Raw genomic sequence first — 18040 nt, forward strand, 5'->3', positions numbered from 1 at the left:
TTTTATTGTGCAAAAGACAAATGCGGCGAATCCATCGCCGTGGCGAGCATGTGCTCGTACTCGTCCTTCGGAACGTCGATGGCGCCGAAGGTCTTGAGGTGCTCGGTGGTGAACTGGGTGTCGAGCAACACGAAACCGTTCTCCTTCAGCCGCTCCACCAGATGCACGAGGCAGATCTTCGAGGCGTCCGTGCGCCGCGAGAACATGCTCTCGCCGAAGAAGGCGGCACCCAGCGACACGCCGTAAAGCCCGCCGACAAGCTGGTCACCATCCCAGGCCTCGACGGTATGAGCGTGTCCCATGCGGAAGAGGGAGGCGTAGAGCGATCTGATCGTCTGATTGATCCAGGTGCTCGGACGACCTGACGTCTCCTCAGCGCATGCCGCGATCACAGCCTCGAAGTCATGATCGAAGCGGATATCGAAGGGTTGGCGCCGGATGGTCTTGGCGAGGCTTTTGGAGACGTGGAAATCATTGAGCGGCAGAACACCGCGAAGATCGGGCTCGACCCAGAAGATCTCGGGGTCGTCAGCCGATTCTGCCATCGGGAAGAGGCCGATGGAATAGGCGCGCAGGAGAATTTCCGGTGTGATGCCTGGAGATTTCCTGCGCGACCCTGCCATTGCGGTTAAGCCGGCTTGCTGGCCAGATAATTTTCCAGCCAGTGGATGTCGTAATCGCCGTTGGCGATGTCCTGGTTGTCGACCAGATCCTGGAAGAGCGGCAGCGTCGTCTTGATGCCGTCGACCACGAACTCGTCAAGCGCACGACGCAGGCGCATCATGCATTCGACGCGGGTGCGGCCGTGCACGATGAGCTTGCCGATGAGGCTGTCGTAATAAGGCGGGATCTTGTAGCCCTGATAGACGCCCGAATCGATACGTACGCCAAGACCGCCAGGTGCATGGAAATGCGTGATCGTGCCGGGCGAGGGCACGAAGGTGCGCGCGTCCTCGGCGTTGATGCGGCATTCGATGGCATGGCCATGGAAGTGGATCTCATCCTGGGTCACGGACAGGCCGCCGCCGGAAGCGACGCGGATCTGCTCGTGCACGAGGTCGATGCCGGTGATCGCTTCGGTGATCGGATGCTCGACCTGAAGACGGGTGTTCATTTCGATGAAATAGAACTCGCCGTTTTCGTAGAGGAACTCGATCGTGCCGGCGCCGCGATACTTCAGCTTCTTCATGGCGTCGGCGCAGACCTGGCCGATCTTCATGCGCTGTTCGACGTTGAGGGCAGGCGAGTTGGCTTCTTCCCAGACCTTCTGGTGGCGGCGCTGCAGCGAGCAGTCGCGTTCACCAAGATGGATGGCATTGCCTTCGCCGTCACCGAACACCTGGATTTCGATGTGCCGCGGCTTGCCGAGGTACTTTTCCATGTAGACGGCTTCGTTGCCGAATGCGGCAGCCGCTTCGGTACGGGCCGTCGACCAGGCCTCAATCACGTCGTCAGCGCTCTTGGCGACCTTCATGCCGCGTCCGCCACCACCAGCAGTCGCCTTGATCAGCACGGGATAACCGATTTCGGCGGCCGTCTTGATGGCCTCTTCCTCGGTCTTCACTTCGCCGTCGGAGCCCGGAACGACGGGGATGCCGAGTTCCTGCGCCGTCGTCTTGGCGGTGATCTTGTCGCCCATGATGCGGATGTGTTCCGCGGTCGGGCCGATGAAGGTGATGCCGTGCGCTTCGAGAATATCGGCGAACTTGGCGTTCTCCGACAGGAAGCCGTAGCCGGGGTGTACAGCGTCGGCGCCGGTGATTTCGCAGGCAGCAACGATCTGATGAATGTTCAGATAGCTGTCGCGCGACGGCGGCGGGCCGATGCAGACGCTTTCGTCGGCCAGGCGCACATGCATGGCGTCGGCATCGGCGGTCGAGTGAACGACGACGCAGGGAATACCGAGTTCCTTGCAGGCACGAAGCACGCGAAGGGCAATTTCCCCGCGGTTGGCGATGAGGATTTTCGAGACCATGACGTCCGCCTTATTCGACGACCACGAGAGCTTGGCCGTATTCGACGGGGCTGCCGTCCTCGACAAGAATTTCAACGACCTTGCCCGACTTCGGGGCAGGGATCTGGTTCATCGTCTTCATCGCTTCGATGATGAGCAGCGTCTGGCCTTCCTTGACCGTCGCGCCAACTTCGATGAATGCGCGCGCACCCGGAGCCGGTGCCATGTAGGCGGTGCCGACCATAGGAGCGGAAACCGTGTTGGCCGGGTTGCGGGCCGGTGCGGCGGAAGCGGCAGGCGCTGCTGCGGCCGGAGCTGCAATCGCTGCCGGAGCGGCGGCGTAGGCAGGAACACCCATCGGCGCCTGGATATACTGCGTGTTGCCGGCGCGCGAAACGCGGATGCGCAGATCGTCCTGCTCGACTTCAATCTCGGTCAGATCCGTGTCGTTGAGGATGTTCGCGAGATCGCGGATCAGTGCCTGGTCGATACCGTTCTTTTTTTCAGCCATGAGTTTTGCCCTGTCTTTTTATGCGGTGACGTTCTTTAGCGCGTGGAGCGCCAGAATGTAGCTATATGGTCCGAAGCCGGCGATGACACCCTTTGCAGCGGGCGCGATCATCGACTTGTGGCGAAATTCTTCCCGCGCATGCACGTTGGAGATATGGAGCTCTACAACGGGAATGGAAATGGCGCGGATCGCATCATGTAGCGCAACCGAGGTGTGCGTGTAGGCGCCGGCGTTGATCGCAACGCCGATGGCCTTGTCGCCGGCTTCGTGCAGCCAGTCGACGAGCTGACCTTCATGGTTGCTTTGACGGAAATCGACATCGACGCCAAGCTCTCGCCCGGCCGACTTGCAGTCCGCCTCGATGTCCTGAAGCGTCTTGCCGCCGTAAATGCCGGGCTCTCTTTTGCCGAGCATGTTCAGGTTTGGCCCGTTCAGGACGAAAATGGTTTGCGTCATCGAGTGTTCCGTCAAATGTGCGAGGGCAACCTATAGACTCACCAAAGGCTTAATGAAAGCCCTTTGGACAAGGCATCAGGAATCGCGCCACATTGTCCACATGGCTGAAGCACCGGGATTTTAGCAATTTGATGGGGGCCGGTTCAGCAGCTGGTCTTGCCGCAGGTCCGCATGTTCTTGACCTTGGTCTCGAGGTCGTCATAGCCGACCGCGCCCTGCACCAGCTCGTTGCCGATAACGTAAGATGGCGTGCCTGTGATACCGAGGTTCTGCGCCAGCGAGTAGGTTTCCTGCACGGAAGCGTCGCTCGGGCTCTTGGCCATCTCCGCCCGGATCTGCTTTTCGCTGACGCCGAGAGACTGGGCCGCTTCGATGGCGCTCGCCTCGTCGGCGCGTCCGTCGCTGCCGAGCAGGGCTACGTGGAACTTGCTGTACTTCTCCGGAGCGATCTTGCGGAAGGCATCGGACACCTTGTGGGCGGCAACCGATTCAGGTCCGAGGATCGGGAATTCCTTGAGCACGAAGCGGACGTTCGGGTCCTTCTTCAGCATGGTCTGCATGTCGGTCAGCGCGTGGCGGCAGTAACCGCAATTATAGTCGAAGAACTCGACGATTGTGACGTCGCCCTTCGGGTTGCCGATCGTCATGTCGTATTTGGAATCGAAGATCGTCGCCTTGTTTTCCGAGATCGTCGCATTGGCCTTTACGAGTCGCGCAGTCTCCTGCTTCTTCTGCAGGGCGTCCTGCACGTCGAGCATGATCTCCGGGTTTTCGATGAGGTATTGCTTGATGAACTCGCCGAACTCCTTCTTCTGCGCATCGTCGAGGGCCGCGGCCGGCTGGGCGGAGACTACGGAGGCGGTCAGCGCGAGCGCCGTGAAGATTTTCGGGAGAATGGCCATGATATCCTCGTCTTTGCAGGTGATTTTGGTCGTTCAATGCTTCGGGTATCACAGTCCCATGATCGGAACGCAATGCGAAGCAACAAAAATACGGCGCATTCCGGCGTATTGAAACAGGAATTCTCGTGTTCGTTATCTGGTCGCGGGATTGTGAAGATCTCACTAATGCGGCATTTGTCTGGCCGCAAATCGAAGTCGAAAGAGCAGAGTAATTGTTTTCCATTTCCAAGCGCAGTACAGTCGAGCCGTTTCACGCAATGGATGTTTTGGCGGAAGCGACGCGGCGGCGCGCAAGTGGCCGGCCGGTAATCTCAATGGCCGTCGGCCAGCCCTCGCATCCGGCGCCGCGCGCCGCACTTGATGCTGCAAGGGCAGCGCTCGATGACGGCAGGATCGGCTACACCGACGCGCTGGGTACTGTGAGCCTGAAGCAAGCGCTTGCAGCGAATTACCGCGAGCGCCACGGCCTGGACATCGACCCCGCGCGCATCGCGATCACGACAGGCTCGTCAGCCGGGTTCAATCTCGCGTTCCTGTCGCTCTTCGATGCCGGTGACGCGGTGGCGATCGCCAGGCCCGGCTATCCCGCATATCGCAACATCCTCGGCGCGCTCGGGCTGCGGGTGATCGAGGTGCCCGTCACCGCCGAAACGCATTTCACGCTGACGCCTCAAAGCATCGAGGCGGCCCAGAAGAAAAGCGGCATCCGCGTGAAGGGCGTTCTGCTCGCGAGCCCGGCAAACCCGACCGGCACCGTCACGGGCCGCAAGGCGCTTGCCGAGCTGGCGGAATACTGTTCGGCAAACTCGATCGCTTTCATTTCCGACGAAATCTATCACGGGCTCACCTTCGCGAGCGAGGAGACAAGCGCGCTCGAACTGACCGATGAAGCCATCGTCATCAATTCGTTCTCGAAATATTATTGCATGACCGGCTGGCGCATCGGCTGGATGGTGCTGCCCGATCGTCTCGTGCGCCCGATCGAGCGGGTCGCCCAGAGCCTCTATATCTCCGCGCCGGAGCTGTCGCAGATCGCCGCCACGGCTGCACTTGGCGCATCCGCCGAACTCGATGTCTACAGGGCAAGCTACGCCGCCAACCGGGACTTCCTGATGCGGCGTCTTCCGGACATGGGTCTTACGATCGCCTCGCCGATGGATGGCGCCTTCTACGCTTACGTGGATGTGACGCGCTTCACCAATGACAGCATGGAATTCGCCAAGCGGATGCTCACCGAGATTGATGTTGCCGCGACACCAGGCCTCGATTTCGATCCGTTGGAAGGACATCGCGCCATGCGTATGTCCTATGCTGGCTCCGAAGCCGAGATCGCGGAGGCGGTCGATCGCATGACGGGTTGGCTCAAAGCGAGCTGATTTCAAGGCACTGCAGGCGTTTTCGGACTCATTTTCTGAGCGCCTTGAAAGAGCATTGTGAAGGGCAGGTCGGCCGTTTAGGCCGGCTTGCAGTTCTCGCGATCGAGCTGCGAGACCATCGCAAGTAAGGTCTCCGAAACCGGTGTCGGCACAGAGGCGAGCCTGCCGAGAACCACGACCATGCCGACCAGCGGCGTGATCTCCAGCGCCTTTCCGGCAAGCAGGTCCTGCAGCATCGAGGTGCGGACAGGGCCGATCTGGCTCGCCTGCTCGAGCCGCTCTTCCACCGACATGCCGACATTGGCCCCGAGCGCCTCGCCAACCGCCTTGACCTCCTTCATCACCTTGCCGATCTGGTCGGTGACAGCCACGTCGGCCATGAGGTCGGACATGGTGGAGCGCGTCAGCGCGCTAATGGGGTTGAACGACGCATTGCCCATCAGCTTGCTCCAGATATCGTTGCGGATTTCCGGTGACAGCGTGATGTTGAGATCGGCCTTCTGCAGCAGAGCCTGAATGGCCTCGAGATCAGCCGTGATCTCGCCGGAGGGCTCGCCCAGGATGAAGCGGCCCTTATTACTGAGCCTGATATGTCCGGGCTGACTAACCTCCGCGCCCTGATGCGCCACGCAACCGATGACCCGGTGCGGGCCGACAAGTCTCCAGAGCGCACCGCCTTCATCGAGCTCTTCGAATTGCAGTTCGGCGAATTCGGGATGGTCGTCTCGATGGAAATACCACCACGGAATGCCGTTGAGGATCATCACGACGCGCGTGTCGTCCTTCAGGAGCTTCGCCATCCCCTCGGCGGTAGCGCTGAGCTGATGTCCCTTGAGCCCGGTGATGACCAGATCCTGCGGCGGAAGATCGGCCGGATTGTCGGTCGCCACCACTTTCACGTTGATCGGCGTCTCGGAACCCGCTTCATGCAGCGTCAGACCCTCGCGGCGGATGGCATCGAGATGCGCGCCGCGCGCGATGACCGACACCGTGACGTCGCTTCCCAGCGACGCCGCGATCTTGGTCGCGATCATCCCGCCCAGCGCGCCGGCGCCAAAAATGCAGATGGTCTTGATGGTCATGAAATCCTATCTCCGCAATCACTTGAAAGCGGTAGAGATAGGCTATCCGGCCTCGAAGGCGAATGATTTTTTGGTGTTCAGCGATCGCCCGGCAGCAACTCGCTGCGACGCAATTCGTCGATTGCGCTCACCGCGTCCTCTGCCGACCAGCCGGCCTTCAGAGCAGCGGAAATCATCCGCAACTCAGCCTCGGCCTCGATCTGCAGGAAGAGCGGCTCAAGCGCTTCCTGAGCGGTCACGACATGGTCTTTCGGAGGGGCTATCGACTGGCTGGAAGCGAGCATAGGCATCTGCGCGGTACTCCTCTCTTTATGGGCAGGCGGGCTTTCTTTTTGACTGGCTTGAATCGACCTAATGCGCCAACCTCAAAAAAGGTTCCGGATAAACTTTAGAAAAGCCTGCATCTTGTTCTTTCGCCCCGCCTCTGCCTTCTTGCGCCCATAGGCTGATGCGCGATTCGGGTCCCGATAAAGCGGTGTAGCCCACGGAAGAATGCGCACGAAGGAGATTGCGATGACGAACGCCAAGCCCGGGATTTCCGAGATGCGGCCCAGAATTTCGGTGATCGGCGTTGGTGGTGGTGGCGGAAACGCCATCAACAACATGATCGCGGAAAGCCTCGAAGGCGTTGAATTCATTGCCGCAAACACCGATGCGCAGGTGCTTGCGACGTCGAAGGCCTCGCGCCGCATCCAGCTCGGCGCGCATGTGACCGAAGGCCTCGGCGCCGGCTCGCTGCCCGAGATCGGCCGCGCCGCCGCTGAGGAATCGATCGATGAGATCATGGATCACCTAGCCGGCTCGCACATGTGCTTCGTCACCGCCGGCATGGGCGGCGGCACCGGCACGGGTGCTGCACCTGTTATCGCACAGGCGGCCCGCAATGCCGGCATCCTGACGGTCGGCGTCGTCACCAAGCCCTTCACCTTCGAGGGCAACCGCCGCATGAAGACGGCAGATGCCGGCATCGAAGCGCTGCGTCAGGCTGCCGATACCGTGATCGTCATCCCGAACCAGAACCTGTTCCGCATCGCCGACGCGAAGACCACCTTCGCCGACGCCTTCATGACCGCCGACCGCGTGCTGTTTGCCGGCGTCGGCTGCATCACCGACCTGATCGTCAAGGAAGGCCTGATCAACCTCGACTTCGCCGACGTGAAGTCGGTCATGCGCGGCATGGGCCGCGCCATGATGGGTACCGGCGAAGCCTCGGGCGAAGAGCGCGCGATGAAGGCGGCGGAAGCCGCGATCGCCAATCCGCTGCTCGACGACATCTCGATGCGCGGCGCCAAGGGCGTGCTGATCTCGATCTCCGGCGGTTCCGACATGACGCTGTTCGAGGTGGATGAAGCCGCAAGCCGCATCCGCGACGAAGTGCAGGACGATGCCGATATCGTCGTCGGCGCGATCTTCGACCGCAATCTCGATGGCAAGTTCCGCGTCTCCGTCGTCGCCACCGGCCTCGATGGCGCGGGTGCCGGCGTCGCTCCTGTCCAGCAGGGCGCCACCATGGTCCCGGGCCTGCCGCCGCGCACGCTGCAGTAAGCCGCAACAACAACTTGGTCCGATCCGGCCGCGTGCTCCTGCGAGCGCGCGGCCTTTTTGCGTCTGTAGGCAGCAACGTCCCGCCAGTTCTGGAAAAACCGATTGGGCCACCCTAGATCAAAAGGTGCCCCAAGACGCGCCCAACGACATCCCCAAAAAACACCAACGGGCGCTTTCAATTTCAGACGAACATTTCAGGAAAGCACCATGTCTCAAGACAAAAATCCCGTCTGGTTCATCACCGGTTGCTCGACAGGCTTCGGCCGCGAACTGGCGAAGCTCACCATCGCCCGCGGCTGGCCGACCATCGTCAGCGCTCGCGATAAGGCCCGCGTCGCCGATCTCGTGACCGGCCATGAAGACAACGCGCTCGCCGTCGATCTCGATGTGACCGATGCCGCGCAGATCACCGCCGCCGTAAAGGCCGCCGAGGAGCGCTTCGGACGGATCGACGTCCTCGTCAACAATGCCGGCTATGGCTATCAGTCGACGATCGAGGAAGGCAGCGACAGCGAGATCCGCGATCAGTTCGAGGCCAATGTCTTCGGCCTGTTCGCCATGACCCGCGCCGTTCTGCCCGGCATGCGCACGCGCAGACGCGGCCATGTGATCAACATCACCTCGGTGGCCGGCTTCATCGGCTTCCCGGCATCCGGCTACTACTCGGCGAGCAAGCACGCGGTGGAGGGAATGTCGGACGCGCTTGCCGCCGAAGGCGCGCCGCTCGGTATCAAGGTCACCTGTGTCGAGCCCGGCCCGTTCCGCACCGATTGGGCCGGCCGTTCGCTGCGGCAGACCGAAAGCAAGATCGCCGATTACGCAGAAACCGCCGCCGCGCGCATGCGCCAGACGGCCGGTTATAGCGGCCAGCAGCCGGGCGATCCCGTGCGCGCCGGCGAAGCGATCATCAAGAGTACCGAGGTCGAGAAAGCGCCGCGCCACCTCGTGCTCGGCGAATTCGGCTATGGCGCGGTCACGGCCAAGCTGAAGGAGCGCTTGGCGCTGATCGAGGAATGGAAGGATACCAGCCTCGGCGCCGATTTCCCGAAGTCTTGAGGCTCGCGCTCCAGAATGAGCTGGGCGCTGTGGAGGAATATGTGATGGTGAAGCTGGTCTATGGCCTTGAAGGCTTGTTGATCCTGGCCGGTCTGATCTGGATGGGGCAGGGCAGCGGCTATTTTCCGTATCCGGCCGAAAGCTTCATGATCGACCAGACGCCCTGGATCTACTGGGGCGCGCTTGCCGTCGCCGTCGGCCTCATTCTGATCGTGCTGACCAAGAGCCTGCGGGGCAGACGCTAACACTAGTCCAAAACAAATTCGCCGGCTGGAAGGGCAAGAAAACCCCGCCAGCCGGCGATAATCAGTCGCTTGAAACGGATCAAGCGCGGCGCAAACGCGCCTCTGGCAGTTCGGGCCGGGTGCCGTCAGGCGCGCGAAGACCGCGATGCTTGCTGACAAAGATCCACTCGACATTGCCGGGCTCGAACGGCCGGCGCGGATTGCGCAGCGCCAAACGGCGCTCGGACAGGCTGCGGGGCAGGGTGTCGATCATGTCGTTCATGAACGTGTCGAGACACTCTTTCCAGCGGGGCGAAACGGCGACATCGACGCCGCCGTAGCGATGAAAATCGGGATGTTTGCGGGAGTAGCATGCGCCGATCATCCAGGCATGCTGCTGTTTCAGAAAACGCTCTTTAATGGTCATTCGCAGTCTTTTTCATTCCTTGGCGTCAGCGACTCCCTAGCCGTCGAAGCGAGCGATGTTGATCGGCCGTTCCGCTGTCCAGGTGCCATCCGCACGCTGATATTTTGTTTGCAAACCGGCTGCCGATCAAACGATCGATAAGCGACCTGGGGCCGCCGCCGGTGCCTCTACACGAGTAGGAAAAGGTGGCCGATTGAACGCCGTCGAAGCCTGAGCTGGGACGCCATTACGTTCGGCGACGTGCTACCTAGTCGACATTGATTGTTCCTTCAAGGATTTTCCTGAAACAATTTTGCATGGCTGCCCGTCGCGGCGAAAAAACGGTAGCAGCGCCCTCATCGGCTCGCGTCATGGGCGTGAATTTTGCCCGTGGCTGACTTGAGGCTGTATATGGCAGCCGAGGTCAGGGGATGCGACGCCGAATGCGCTTGCGCGGCGAGGGAACGCTTCATAGGCTCGCTGCGTTGATGGATTCGTTCAACGCTTTTCAGTAGGAATCACATGCGCGCTCAATCGAAGCCGTTCGTTGTTGAAATCAAGACTTCCCGCCGTACCGATCGTAGCAAGGAAAAATCCATCTGGGGCAATCTCGACCTCTCCGCCGTCGCGCAGGAGGTGGCCGATGACGTGCCCTTGTCGGCAGCACCTGCCACCGGTGTCGAGCAAAAAGCCGTCCGGTAATGGCCGAAAGGGCGCGCTCCGATATGCAGCCGCGCCCTTCATCGAATTCCGTAAAAGCTGAGTACCGTCAGATCGGATTACAGGTCATGCCGTTGCGCTGCGCATTCGCGATGCAGTCGCTTCGATTGTTATAGCCTTCTGTCGACGCGCCAACGATCCGACCGTTTGGCGCCGTGCGCCGCCAGCGCCACTGACCATTGGTTTGGTATATCTCCCACGTATCGCCATTGCTTGACTTACAACTCGCCATGTCTCCCTCCCTTGCTTTGGCACACCAGGGCTAGGCTATTCCTTCGCGCGTTTCCACGAACTGGCTGCAATCAAAGATCGTACCTCGCCGCAAGGTCGGTTGTATCGGCCGTGAGATGCCAGACATAAGTGGCGAACCATCTGGCCCCTTGGGCGTTGTTTGAAAACACGCTGAAGGAGAAGATCGATGCCAATCAACGATGATGGAAAGAAGCCGCTGTCGCGCAGCGAGGACTATCGCGATTTCGAAGAGCGCAATATCGACGACGGCTGGCCTATGCGGATACACCGGACGCCGCGTCCGCAGCGCCTGAAAATCGCGCCTTTGGCGAAACGCCCGCCAATTTCGACAGCAGCGATAACCCAGGCTTCCGCATCGACGGCATAGACCGCGATGGCAACGAGAACCGCCTGAAGGACTCACTCCGCGCCGACACGATCGATCGCAATGACAGCGACGATCTCGAAGCGCGGGTCACCGAAAACATCGAGAACGTTCCCGAAGTCGACATCGACAGCATCGAGGTGCACGCCGACGGCCATGTGGTCACGGTCGAAGGCTCCGTCGAGACTATCGGCATCGCCCGCAAGGTCGAACTCGCCGCTTCCTCGGTCGATGGCGTCCACCATGTGAGGAACAGGCTGCACACGACGGGCGTGGATGCGCATTGATTTTGCGCCCTGCCTACAACGAGAAAGGCCGCCCGCTTGGATAAGCGGACGGCCTTTTCAATTAGCGCTCTCTAAATCAATCAGCTGCAGCCGCTGGTCGCGCCGCAAGTGTCGCACTTCTCGCAGGTGCCGTTGCGCACCATCGTGAAGTTCTGGCACTCCGAGCAAATGTTGCCGGTGTAGCCCTGCATGATCGACCGGGCGCGGCGCTCGGATTCGATCTTCTTGGCTTCCGTCTTGGCCGATGCGGCGTCAGCCGCAGCCTTGTCGGAGAACAGCGCCGTTGCCTGCTGCTGGTTTTCGGTCGTGACTTCTTCCAGCACTTCCTCGGCGATCTCTTCGGCCAATTCCTTGGCGCGCTCTTCGTAATCGCGCTTGAAGGCGACGATTTCGGAGGTCGAGATGGCGGTCGTCGGCTCGATCTTGCGGGCGGCAGCGCCTGCAAACGACGTTACCGTTGCACCGGACGAGGCGCGGGCAGGGGCGGCTGTTGCCGAGCCCTTGGGCTCGCCGGCAGCCTGGCGTTCGCTGTTCGAAACGATCGTCGGCTTGTAGCCGCGGGTCCAGCCGGTCGAGACGAGGTTCGTCTTGCCTTCCTGGATGCCCTTGCCGAGTGCCGTGTTCGAGAAGTCCGACGTGTCGACATGCGCCAGATCGTGGCGGCCGAGGTAGGAGACGGCGAGCTCGCGGAACACGTAGTCGAGGATCGACGTGGCGTTCTTGATCGCATCGTTGCCGATGACCATGCCTGCCGGCTCGAACTTGGTGAAGGTGAAGGCCTCCACATATTCTTCGAGCGGCACGCCGTACTGCAGACCGAGCGAGATGGCGATGGCGAAGTTGTTCATCATCGCACGGAAGGCGGCACCTTCCTTGTGCATGTCGATGAAGATTTCGCCGAGGCGACCGTCACCGAATTCACCAGTGCGCAGGTACACCTTGTGTCCGCCGACGGCAGCCTTCTGGGTGTAGCCCTGGCGGCGGTTCGGCAGCTTCTCGCGTTCGCGGGTCACGCGCTCGACCACACGCTCGATGATCTTTTCGGTGATGGTGACGGCCTGAGCGGCGACCGGCTGCTGCAGCAGATCGTCCAGTGCGTCCTCATCGCTTTCGTCTTCGATCAGCGAGGCGTTCAGCGGCTGCGACAGCTTGGAGCCGTCGCGATAGAGAGCGTTTGCCTTCAGGCCGAGCTTCCAGGAGAGCATGTAGGCGCTCTTGCAATCGTCGACCGTCGCGTCGTTCGGCATGTTGATCGTCTTGGAGATCGCACCCGAGATGAACGGCTGGGCAGCAGCCATCATGCGGATGTGGCTGTCAACCGAGAGGTAACGCTTGCCGATCTTGCCGCACGGATTGGCGCAATCGAAGACGGCGAGGTGCTCGTTCTTGAGGAACGGTGCGCCTTCCAGCGTCATTGCGCCGCAGACGTGAACATTGGCAGCCTCGATGTCCTTCTTCGAGAAACCGAGGTGCTCGAGCAGGTTAAAGCCCATGTCGCCGAGCTGTTCGTCGGAAACCTTAAGCGTGCCCTTCAAGAAGTCGGTGCCGAGCGTCCACTGATTGAAGACGAACTTGATGTCGAAGGCCGACTTCAGCGCGCCATTCAGCGCTTCGATCTTCTCGTCGGTGAAGCCCTTGGCCTTCAGCGAGCCGGGGTTGATTGCAGGCGCCTGGTTCAGGTTGCCGTGGCCGACAGCGTAAGCTTCGATCTCGGCGATCTGGCTCTCGGAGTAGCCGAGCGTGCGGAGCGCCTCCGGAACGGCGCGGTTGATGATCTTGAAGTAGCCGCCGCCGGCGAGCTTCTTGAATTTCACCAGCGCGAAGTCAGGCTCGATACCGGTCGTGTCGCAATCCATGACGAGGCCGATCGTGCCTGTCGGCGCGATGACGGTTGCCTGGGCGTTGCGGTAGCCGTGCTTTTCGCCGAGCTCGAGAGCCTTGTCCCAGGCGCTCTTGGCATGAGCCACCAGATCCTGGTCCGGGTTCTCGGAGTGGATGAGCGCGACCGGGTTGATCGACAGGCCTTCATAGCCCGACGTCTCGCCGTAAGCGGCGCGGCGATGGTTGCGGATAACCCGCAGCATGGCTTCGCGGTTCGGCTTGAACATCGGGAACGGTCCGAGTTCAGACGAGATCTCGGCCGAAGTGGCGTAGGAGATGCCGGTCATGATCGCGGTCAGCGAGCCTGCAATGGCGCGGGCTTCGTCGCTGTCATAGGGAATGCCCGACGACATCAGCAGGCCGCCGATGTTGGCGTAGCCGAGGCCGATCGTGCGGTATTCGTAGGAGCGCTCTGCGATCTGCTTCGACGGGAACTGTGCCATCATCACGGAGACTTCAAGCACGACCGTCCAAAGGCGAACGGCGTGTTCGTAGTCAGCGATGTTGATGCGCTTGGTGGCCGCATCCTTGAACTGGATGAGGTTCAGCGAGGCAAGGTTGCAGGCCGTGTCGTCGAGGAACATGTATTCCGAGCACGGGTTTGATGCGCGGATCGGGCCGGCAGCCGGGCTGGTGTGCCAGTCGTTCATCGTCGTGTTGAAGTGCAGGCCCGGATCGGCCGAGGCCCATGCGGCGTAGGAGATCGATTCCCACAGGTCGCGTGCCTTCAGCGTCTTCATGACCTTGCCGTCCTTGCGGGCGGTCAGGTTCCAGTCGCCGTCGTTTTCGACAGCGCGCAGGAAGTCGTCCTTGATCGAGACCGAGTTGTTGGAGTTCTGGCCCGAAACCGTGAGGTAGGCTTCCGAATCCCAGTCGGTGTCGTAGGTCTTGAACTCGAGGTCCTTGTAGCCCTGGCGAGCGAACTGGATGACGCGGCCGATGTAGTTTTCAGGAACCTGGTCCTTCTTGGCAGCGCGTACTTCGCGCTTCAGGGCAGGGTTCTTGTTCGGGTCGTAGCAATCGTCATTGTCGCCGTCGCAATTGACGCAGGCCTTCATGATCGCCTTCAGGTGGCGATTGACGATCTTGGAACCGGTCACGAGGGCAGCAACCTTCTGCTCTTCCTTGACCTTCCAGTTGATGTATTCCTCGATATCCGGATGGTCGATGTCGACCACGACCATCTTAGCAGCGCGACGCGTCGTGCCGCCAGACTTGATGGCGCCGGCAGCGCGGTCGCCGATCTTCAGGAAGCTCATCAGGCCGGAGGAACGGCCGCCGCCGGAAAGGCGTTCGCCTTCGCCGCGCAGATACGAGAAGTTGGAGCCGGTGCCGGAGCCGTACTTGAAGAGGCGGGCTTCGCGAACCCACAGGTCCATGATGCCGCCTTCGTTGACGAGATCGTCTTCGACGGACTGGATGAAGCAGGCATGCGGCTGCGGATGCTCATAGGCCGACTTCGACTTCGTCAGCTTGCCGGTGAAGGGGTCTACATAGAAGTGGCCCTGGCCGGGACCGTCGATGCCATAAGCCCAGTGCATGCCGGTGTTGAACCACTGCGGCGAGTTCGGAGCGACGCGCTGTGTCGCGAGCATGTAAGCGAGTTCGTCGCGGAAGGCGGCCGCGTCTTCTTCGGAAGAGAAATAGCCACCCTTCCAGCCCCAGTAGGTCCAAGTGCCGGCCAGACGGTCGAAGACCTGGCGCGCATCGGTTTCAGAACCGTACTGCTGATCCTTGGGGAGTTCCTTCAGAGCGGCCTCATCGGCAACCGAGCGCCACAGGAAGGAAGGAACATCGTTTTCCTCGACCTTCTTGAGGCAGGCAGGGACGCCGGCCTTGCGGAAATACTTCTGCGCCAGAATGTCGGCCGCAACCTGCGAAAACTGCGCGGGAACATCGATGTTCTCGAGGCGGAATACGATCGACCCGTCAGGGTTCTTGATCTCGCTGGTTGCCTTGCGGAATTCGATAGCCGCGTAAGCGCCCTGATCTGCCTTCGTAAATCGGCGTTCTATGCGCATGTGCCTTAACCTCTAGCTCGCGCGCCCCGTCCCCGTTGACCAAGGCGCAAGTTTCCACCTCCGGCGGCGCCGTAAGGAGCGCAGCCAGTTCTCGTTTCCGTATCGTCACAGGAGTGTCATCCGGAGATGGGTCATCCTGTATCTTGTGGTGATGGTGGCTGCAATCACTAAATATAGTATTAACAGCCTTTTTCCGCCAGCCCCGGATGTCGCTTTTTCAGGCGGCAAAAATCGCGCAGAACATACTCATGGCGGCTCACCCCTCATGGATCAACGCCCTGATTCAATGCTCGATTTCTGGTGAGAACCGGCCTCGTCATGTCCGGTTCAGCTGCCGCCGCAACATCGGAGTTCATTAAGTTGAAAACAGGCGATTCCGTCAAGGGCTTGTTCTTAACGAAGTGTTCACCACAAGATATTGTGGAGTGGCCTGTGGAGACTGGGGAAAAACCAGTTGGGCAAGAATTTCAATGGCTTGCTACGGGATGCGCAAGAGAAATGCCAAAGCTGGATTAATTTTGCCATATTTTGTCATTTGGCGGTGGCTTTTCGAGCGCAAATGAGCCTTGTGATTCGCAAGGCCGAACAAGGCGCTAAAGTGCGTCGATGGCGATGGTCACGGTAGCGCTTCCGATCGCCTCTCCACGCTCGTCGCGAACGGTGAAGCTTGCCTGCGTTTCCAGCAATTGCGTGGCATCGTCGCGGCTGGCGCGATCGATGAAGACCTCGTCTGAGTCCCGCGCAAACGTCTTCAGGAACTTGTTTTCGTCGCCCTGCCAGTAGTCGTTGGTGGGCACGCTCTGTGCGACATTGAGTCCGTTCCGGTCGGTCACGAATATTTCCACAATCGTTCCTTGCGAATCATCTTGCTTGGCTTTGAGGTATCGCGAGACCGGATTGTTGAGGAGGCGGGTGACCATCTGCCATTGCCCGCTCTTGATCTCCGAGCGGTAGCTGTTGTCGAGCACCTGGATATCCATCGGGCTGATATCGCCGAACTTCCTGTTCTGCGCCTTGATCGTGGCCAGAACGTTCGGCCTGTTGATCATCGGCTTGACGAGCGTATCCACATATTCGCGCACGACGGAGATATAGGCGGGTTCGGCCGAGACCGCGCGCGGATGCACGTTCAAGCACAGCCCGAAAGCCGCGATCAAGCCGATAAACCGCCAACGCTGCATCGTCGTTCCAGTGTCGCGCTAGCGACCGCCCTCTACCCAAACACCCTGCCGCGCCCTTGCCGCCTGATGCCATATGATCATACGGCGGACGGCGAGGGGCGGACAGCGAATTTGGTGATGTTAGTAAACAAAGATTGGAACAATTTAAAGTTGCCTTCGTCTTTGTCTGCCAAGAGCCTGAAAAATCAGCCCTTGCTGCCCTTGGAGATCGGTTCCTGATAGCTGAAACCCATATCCCACGGGAAGTAGATCCAGGTGTCCTGGCTCACTTCGGTAACGAATGTATCGATGGTCGGCACACCCTGTGGTTTTGCATAGACGCAGGCGAAGTGTGCCTTCGGAAGCAGCGTGCGGACTTCGGAGGCCGTCTTGCCGGTATCCGTCAGATCATCGACGACGAGCACGCTTTCGCCGCCATCTTCAAGCAGTTCGGCCGCGATGCCCTTGAGGAGCATCATCTCGCCCTGGTTCACGTAGTCGTGGTAGGACGCGACGCAGACCGTTTCGATCAGGCGGATGTTCAGCTCGCGCGAAATGATGGCAGCCGGCACGAGGCCACCGCGGGTGATGCAGACGATCGCCTTGAACTCGCGGTTGAGGCCGGCGAGACGCCAAGCCAGCGCGCGTGCGTCGCGGTGAAATTGATCCCAGGAAACGGGAAAGGCTTTATCGGGAAGGGACATGGGCTCGCTCCGAGGCATGAATGATGACACGCCGTTTGCCGGCGGCCGGACGCTCTTCCGTTCACTCGGGTCAAACGCAAATCGCGCAGCCGAGACTGCGCGATGGAAGGACCGAAGCCGGAGCTCGTCGTCGGTCGTGGCAATTAGCGGAATTTGGCTGCAAAACGCAAGCCCCCGCTGATCGCGGCCCGCTAACGCGAAAGCAGCGTCATCGCCGTCATGGAGTGCAGGAGCGTCTTCGTCGTGCCGCCGAAGATCATCTGCCAGAGCCTCGAATGCGTGTACGCGCCCATCACAAGCAGATCGATGCTGCTGTCGGACAGCCGGTTCTCGATAACGGCCGACGTGCTTTTGTCTGAGGTCGTCGCCGTCGCAAGGGTGACGTTGACGCCGTGGCGGGCGAGCGTTGCGGCGATTTCCGCACCCGCGACCGCCGCCGATTGCAGCGCGTTGTCGACCGGATCGACGGAGAAGATCTCAACCTCGTCGGCGGCCTTCAGGAAGGGCAGGGCGTCGAAGGTCGCCCGCGCCGCTTCCTTGGAGCCGTTCCAGGCGACCAGCACCCGCTTGATCGGCTTCGGCTGGCGAATGATGAAGGGGATCATCAGAACCGGCCGTCCGCTCTCAAGCAGGAAATTGTCGACATCGACATGACTGTCCGACGGCCGTGCCGGATCGGCCTGCGAGGCGATCAAAAGATCGGCGCTGCGCGCACTTTCGATCAACGGCGCCGAACCATAGCCGGTCGAGGAGGCAAAGCTGCGCCATTCGAACGAGACGCCTTCCACTTCCGCCTTGCGGCGAACGATCGTCTCGATCTTGACCCTTTCGCTATGCGCCATGTCCTGCAGCGCCTGCACGGCGACGGGGTCAGGGATCTCCATCGGCGCCACGAGCGGCACGACGGCGATCGTTTCCGCATGAAGCCCGATCACATGGGCACCGTGTTCAGCAGCCAGCGCAAACGCCAGATCGGCGACTGCAGTGCAATTGTCTGAAGTATCGAGAATCGCAAGAATGGTTTTGTAAGACATGGGTATCTCCTTGCTCGGATGAAAAAGTCCGTAAGAGAAGCAATGCGCTTGGCCGGCATTTGTTTCCTTGACCGAGATCAAGTCCCGCAGGCCGGCTTCTATAAA

The 18040-nt window shown here is 60.5% G+C and carries 18 protein-coding genes and 1 pseudogene; 6 read left to right on the forward strand and 13 right to left on the reverse strand.

Translation table 11 applies throughout. The annotated features are described in order from the left end of the window. Positions 1-2: 2 nt before the first annotated feature. The 5 genes from aat to QTL96_RS07470 all read right to left on the reverse strand — a co-directional run bounded on the left by aat (position 3) and on the right by QTL96_RS07470 (position 3823). On the reverse strand, positions 3-623 hold the full coding sequence (gene aat / locus QTL96_RS07450) for a leucyl/phenylalanyl-tRNA--protein transferase (protein WP_289727256.1): 621 nt from the start codon (positions 621-623) through the stop codon (positions 3-5). Positions 624-628: 5 nt separating this feature from the next. Beyond that, entirely contained in the window at positions 629-1975 is a 1347-nt protein-coding gene (gene accC, locus QTL96_RS07455; RefSeq protein WP_289727257.1) for an acetyl-CoA carboxylase biotin carboxylase subunit, read from the reverse strand. A 10-nt stretch (positions 1976-1985) separates the two neighbouring features. Beyond that, positions 1986-2465: an acetyl-CoA carboxylase biotin carboxyl carrier protein gene (accB, locus tag QTL96_RS07460; protein WP_289727258.1), complete on the reverse strand. Its 480-nt coding sequence runs from the start codon at positions 2463-2465 to the stop codon at positions 1986-1988. 18 nt (positions 2466-2483) lie between these two features. Continuing rightward, positions 2484-2921 carry a type II 3-dehydroquinate dehydratase gene (gene aroQ, locus QTL96_RS07465; protein ID WP_047510061.1) on the reverse strand — a complete coding sequence of 146 codons (438 nt, stop codon included), beginning with the start codon at positions 2919-2921 and terminating at the stop codon, positions 2484-2486. A 143-nt stretch (positions 2922-3064) separates the two neighbouring features. Continuing rightward, positions 3065-3823 (reverse strand): DsbA family protein, encoded by a 759-nt coding sequence (locus QTL96_RS07470; protein ID WP_112941509.1) that lies wholly within the window; start codon positions 3821-3823, stop codon positions 3065-3067. 212 nt (positions 3824-4035) lie between these two features. Here QTL96_RS07470 and QTL96_RS07475 point away from each other — a divergent pair, with 212 nt between their 5' ends. Further along, positions 4036-5199, forward strand: coding sequence for an aminotransferase class I/II-fold pyridoxal phosphate-dependent enzyme (locus tag QTL96_RS07475; RefSeq protein ID WP_289727259.1), 1164 nt, complete (start codon positions 4036-4038; stop codon positions 5197-5199). 77 nt (positions 5200-5276) lie between these two features. Here QTL96_RS07475 and QTL96_RS07480 read toward each other — a convergent pair whose 3' ends face one another. Together QTL96_RS07480 and QTL96_RS07485 are read right to left on the reverse strand one after the other, a co-directional pair. Continuing rightward, positions 5277-6281, reverse strand: a complete 1005-nt coding sequence (locus tag QTL96_RS07480) for a 2-dehydropantoate 2-reductase (RefSeq protein WP_289727260.1) — start codon at positions 6279-6281, stop codon at positions 5277-5279. Positions 6282-6358: 77 nt separating this feature from the next. Further along, on the reverse strand, positions 6359-6571 hold the full coding sequence (locus QTL96_RS07485) for a hypothetical protein (RefSeq protein WP_026283302.1): 213 nt from the start codon (positions 6569-6571) through the stop codon (positions 6359-6361). A 223-nt stretch (positions 6572-6794) separates the two neighbouring features. Between QTL96_RS07485 and ftsZ the strand changes: the two genes are divergently transcribed. From ftsZ to QTL96_RS07500, 3 genes are all read left to right on the forward strand, one after another. Further along, on the forward strand, positions 6795-7826 hold the full coding sequence (ftsZ, locus tag QTL96_RS07490; protein ID WP_051110811.1) for a cell division protein FtsZ: 1032 nt from the start codon (positions 6795-6797) through the stop codon (positions 7824-7826). A 207-nt stretch (positions 7827-8033) separates the two neighbouring features. Further along, positions 8034-8882 (forward strand): oxidoreductase, encoded by an 849-nt coding sequence (locus tag QTL96_RS07495; protein ID WP_289727261.1) that lies wholly within the window; start codon positions 8034-8036, stop codon positions 8880-8882. 44 nt (positions 8883-8926) lie between these two features. After that, the gene (locus tag QTL96_RS07500; protein ID WP_018900141.1) at positions 8927-9127 is read left to right on the forward strand and encodes a hypothetical protein; all 201 of its coding nucleotides are present in this window, start codon (positions 8927-8929) and stop codon (positions 9125-9127) included. 79 nt (positions 9128-9206) lie between these two features. Here the strand turns inward: QTL96_RS07500 and QTL96_RS07505 are convergent, their stop codons facing one another. After that, on the reverse strand, positions 9207-9533 hold the full coding sequence (locus tag QTL96_RS07505; protein WP_018900140.1) for a hypothetical protein: 327 nt from the start codon (positions 9531-9533) through the stop codon (positions 9207-9209). 501 nt (positions 9534-10034) lie between these two features. Between QTL96_RS07505 and QTL96_RS07510 the strand changes: the two genes are divergently transcribed. Beyond that, a complete protein-coding gene (locus tag QTL96_RS07510; RefSeq protein ID WP_047510070.1) occupies positions 10035-10214 on the forward strand; it encodes a hypothetical protein in 180 nt (59 codons plus the stop codon). Between the two features lie 67 nt (positions 10215-10281). Here the strand turns inward: QTL96_RS07510 and QTL96_RS07515 are convergent, their stop codons facing one another. Beyond that, positions 10282-10464, reverse strand: a complete 183-nt coding sequence (locus QTL96_RS07515; RefSeq protein WP_289727262.1) for a DUF1508 domain-containing protein — start codon at positions 10462-10464, stop codon at positions 10282-10284. A gap of 186 nt (positions 10465-10650) precedes the next feature. Here QTL96_RS07515 and QTL96_RS07520 point away from each other — a divergent pair. Continuing rightward, positions 10651-11135, forward strand: a pseudogene (locus QTL96_RS07520) (BON domain-containing protein). 80 nt (positions 11136-11215) lie between these two features. Here the strand turns inward: QTL96_RS07520 and QTL96_RS07525 are convergent. From QTL96_RS07525 to QTL96_RS07540, 4 genes are all read right to left on the reverse strand, one after another. Further along, positions 11216-15037 (reverse strand): vitamin B12-dependent ribonucleotide reductase, encoded by a 3822-nt coding sequence (locus QTL96_RS07525; protein ID WP_289727263.1) that lies wholly within the window; start codon positions 15035-15037, stop codon positions 11216-11218. A 593-nt stretch (positions 15038-15630) separates the two neighbouring features. After that, complete coding sequence (locus QTL96_RS07530; protein WP_289727264.1) at positions 15631-16218, reverse strand: hypothetical protein; 588 nt, start codon at positions 16216-16218, stop codon at positions 15631-15633. Between the two features lie 185 nt (positions 16219-16403). After that, positions 16404-16901 (reverse strand): xanthine phosphoribosyltransferase, encoded by a 498-nt coding sequence (gpt, locus tag QTL96_RS07535; RefSeq protein WP_111561338.1) that lies wholly within the window; start codon positions 16899-16901, stop codon positions 16404-16406. Between the two features lie 191 nt (positions 16902-17092). After that, positions 17093-17935, reverse strand: a complete 843-nt coding sequence (locus QTL96_RS07540; protein WP_289727265.1) for a universal stress protein — start codon at positions 17933-17935, stop codon at positions 17093-17095. Positions 17936-18040: the final 105 nt, after the last annotated feature.

It is taken from the genome of Rhizobium sp. S163, assembly GCF_030380805.1.
GTDB lineage: Bacteria > Pseudomonadota > Alphaproteobacteria > Rhizobiales > Rhizobiaceae > Rhizobium.

Coding starts and splice junctions, on each gene's coding strand:
- QTL96_RS07530 (WP_289727264.1), bottom strand. CDS start 16,218: ATGCAGCGTTGGCGGTTTATCGGCTTGATCGCGGCTTTCGGGCTGTGC.
- ftsZ (WP_051110811.1), top strand. CDS start 6,795: ATGACGAACGCCAAGCCCGGGATTTCCGAGATGCGGCCCAGAATTTCG.
- accC (WP_289727257.1), bottom strand. CDS start 1,975: ATGGTCTCGAAAATCCTCATCGCCAACCGCGGGGAAATTGCCCTTCGC.
- QTL96_RS07510 (WP_047510070.1), top strand. CDS start 10,035: ATGCGCGCTCAATCGAAGCCGTTCGTTGTTGAAATCAAGACTTCCCGC.
- QTL96_RS07540 (WP_289727265.1), bottom strand. CDS start 17,935: ATGTCTTACAAAACCATTCTTGCGATTCTCGATACTTCAGACAATTGC.
- QTL96_RS07470 (WP_112941509.1), bottom strand. CDS start 3,823: ATGGCCATTCTCCCGAAAATCTTCACGGCGCTCGCGCTGACCGCCTCC.
- QTL96_RS07505 (WP_018900140.1), bottom strand. CDS start 9,533: ATGACCATTAAAGAGCGTTTTCTGAAACAGCAGCATGCCTGGATGATC.
- gpt (WP_111561338.1), bottom strand. CDS start 16,901: ATGTCCCTTCCCGATAAAGCCTTTCCCGTTTCCTGGGATCAATTTCAC.
- QTL96_RS07485 (WP_026283302.1), bottom strand. CDS start 6,571: ATGCCTATGCTCGCTTCCAGCCAGTCGATAGCCCCTCCGAAAGACCAT.
- QTL96_RS07500 (WP_018900141.1), top strand. CDS start 8,927: ATGGTGAAGCTGGTCTATGGCCTTGAAGGCTTGTTGATCCTGGCCGGT.
- aroQ (WP_047510061.1), bottom strand. CDS start 2,921: ATGACGCAAACCATTTTCGTCCTGAACGGGCCAAACCTGAACATGCTC.
- QTL96_RS07515 (WP_289727262.1), bottom strand. CDS start 10,464: ATGGCGAGTTGTAAGTCAAGCAATGGCGATACGTGGGAGATATACCAA.
- QTL96_RS07495 (WP_289727261.1), top strand. CDS start 8,034: ATGTCTCAAGACAAAAATCCCGTCTGGTTCATCACCGGTTGCTCGACA.
- aat (WP_289727256.1), bottom strand. CDS start 623: ATGGCAGGGTCGCGCAGGAAATCTCCAGGCATCACACCGGAAATTCTC.
- QTL96_RS07525 (WP_289727263.1), bottom strand. CDS start 15,037: ATGCGCATAGAACGCCGATTTACGAAGGCAGATCAGGGCGCTTACGCG.
- accB (WP_289727258.1), bottom strand. CDS start 2,465: ATGGCTGAAAAAAAGAACGGTATCGACCAGGCACTGATCCGCGATCTC.
- QTL96_RS07480 (WP_289727260.1), bottom strand. CDS start 6,281: ATGACCATCAAGACCATCTGCATTTTTGGCGCCGGCGCGCTGGGCGGG.